The organism is Micromonospora sp. TSRI0369, assembly GCF_001905625.1.
Taxonomy (GTDB): domain Bacteria; phylum Actinomycetota; class Actinomycetes; order Mycobacteriales; family Micromonosporaceae; genus Micromonospora; species Micromonospora echinospora_A.
The window spans coordinates 1-2,148 of the sequence record NZ_LIVU01000027.1; the positions used below are offsets into that span (position 1 = coordinate 1).

Below are 2,148 nucleotides of genomic sequence, written 5' to 3' on the forward strand. Positions count from 1 at the left end.
TACGGCCGGGTCAAGGTGCTGCGCGACGAGACCGGGCTGGCCGTCGACTACGCGGTCGAGGGCGAGTTCCCGACGTACGGCAACGACGACGACCGGGCCGACGAGATCGCGGTGTGGCTGGTCGAGACGTTCGCGGAGAAGCTGCGCCGCCAGCGCACGTACCGCGACGCGGAGCTGACCATGTCGGTGCTCACCATCACCTCGAACGTGGTGTACGGCAAGCACACCGGCAACACGCCGGACGGCCGGCGCGCCGGCGAGCCGTTCGCGCCCGGGGCGAACCCGATGAACGGCCGGGACACGCACGGCCTGGTCGCGTCCGCGCTGTCGGTGGCGAAGCTGCCGTACGACGCGGCCCGCGACGGCATCTCGCTGACCGGCACCGTCACGCCGGACGGCCTGGGCCACACCCGCGACGAGCGGATCGCCAACCTGGCCGGGGTGCTCGACGGCTACACCGACGCCGGCGGGTTCCACCTCAACGTCAACGTGCTGGACCGGGCCACGCTGCTGGACGCGATGGCGCACCCGGAGCGGTACCCGCAGCTCACCGTCCGGGTCTCCGGGTACGCGGTGAACTTCGTCCGGCTCACCGCGGAGCAGCAGCGCGACGTGGTGTCGCGGACCTTCCACGGGTCGCTGTGAACGGCCGCCCGCCCGCGCCGCCGGAGGTTGCTCCGGCGGCGCCGGGGTGCGTCACCGGCGCGGTGCACTCGTGGGACACGTCGGTCGGGGTGGACGGGCCGGGCACCCGGTTCGTGATCTTCCTGGCCGGCTGCCCGCTGCGCTGCCGCTACTGCCACAGCCCGGACACCTGGTACGGCCGCAGCGGCCGGCGCCGCACCGTGGACGAGATGGTCACGCTCGCCACCCGGTACCGCCGGTTCATCCAGGTCGCGGGCGGCGGCGTCACTGTGAGCGGCGGGGAGCCGCTGCTGCAACCGGTGTTCACCGGCGAGCTGCTGCGCCGCTGCCACGACCTCGGCCTGCACACCGCGCTGGACACCTCCGGCTTCCTCGGCGTGCGCGCCGACGACGCGTTGCTGGACGCCACCGACCTGGTGCTGCTCGACGTCAAGGCGGGCAACCCGCAGACGTACCGCCGGGTCACCGGCACCGGCCGGCTCGCGCCGACGCTGCGGTTCGCGCAGCGGCTGGCCGACCGGGGTACGCCGATGTGGATCCGGTACGTGCTGGTGCCCGGCCTGACCGACGCGGTCGACGAGGTGGAGCGGGTGGCCGACATCGCGGCCGGGTTGGCCACCGTGCAGCGCGTGGAGGTGCTGCCGTTCCACCGGCTCGGCGCGCACAAGTACGCCGAGCTGGGGCTGACCTTCCCGCTCGCGGACACCGAGCCGCCGGACGCCGACCTGCTAACCCGGGTACGCGGTCAGTTCGCCACCCGGGGTCTCACCGTCACCTGACCGGCCCGCCCGGCCGCCGTTCAGCTCGCCGCAGCAGTGGGATAGCCGTACAGGTCAAGCAGCCGGACCCGGGACGCCTGGAGGCGGTCCACCACCACGCTCATGAACCGGGTGGTGAGCTGGCGGCCGAGTGTGTCGTCGGACTCCATCAGCCGGCGTACCCCGTCCGCGTCGAGTTCCACGGCGGTGCTGCGCTGGGTGGCGACCGCGCCGAACTGCCAGCGGTACGGCGGGAACAGCCAGGACCAGCCGAGCACCCCGCCCGGGCCGATCGTCTCGATGCCCACGTCACCGCGGCCCGGCACCGGGAAGTCCAGCGCCACCTGGCCGCCGCGGACCAGCCAGAAGCGGTCGGCCGGCGCGCCTGCGCGGAACAGCCGGTGCCCGGGGTGCCAGACCACCGGGCGCGCGTAGCCGGTGAGCCGGGGCAGCCACTCGTCGGGCAGCCCGGCCAGGAACGGATGGACGCGGAGCATCTCCAGCGGGGTCATCGCGCCTCCAGGATCGGCAGGAGGGAGCAGTCGTTCCATTCCACCTCGCGATCGGCCCGGCCGGTAGGGGCCGATGGTCCCGGTCAGGGCGGGCGGATCGCCTCTGCCCAGGTGGGAACGGTCGGCGCAGGCTGAGGGGGAACCCAAGGAGGACGTGATGACCGAGTCGTCGCCGGGCGCGTCGACGGCGTCCCCCATCTGCACCAGCACGCCGCCGCTGACCTGCCGCCACC

At 73.7% G+C, this 2,148-nt stretch carries 3 protein-coding genes; 2 read left to right on the forward strand and 1 reads right to left on the reverse strand.

Annotated features, from left to right (window positions below; genetic code table 11):
* Nucleotides 1–645 (forward strand): glycine radical domain-containing protein (locus AMK25_RS31440; protein WP_143194834.1); only part of this gene is annotated, 645 nt, incomplete at its 5' end.
* The gene (pflA, locus tag AMK25_RS31445) at nucleotides 642–1,424 is read left to right on the forward strand and encodes a pyruvate formate-lyase-activating protein (protein WP_073831983.1); all 783 of its coding nucleotides are present in this window, start codon (nucleotides 642–644) and stop codon (nucleotides 1,422–1,424) included. The genes AMK25_RS31440 and pflA, both read left to right, overlap by 4 nt.
* 20 nt (nucleotides 1,425–1,444) lie before the next feature.
* On the opposite strand, the gene AMK25_RS31450 is transcribed toward pflA, so the two are convergent.
* Nucleotides 1,445–2,148: cyclic nucleotide-binding domain-containing protein (locus tag AMK25_RS31450; RefSeq protein ID WP_241826578.1), on the reverse strand; the 704-nt coding region annotated here is incomplete at its 5' end.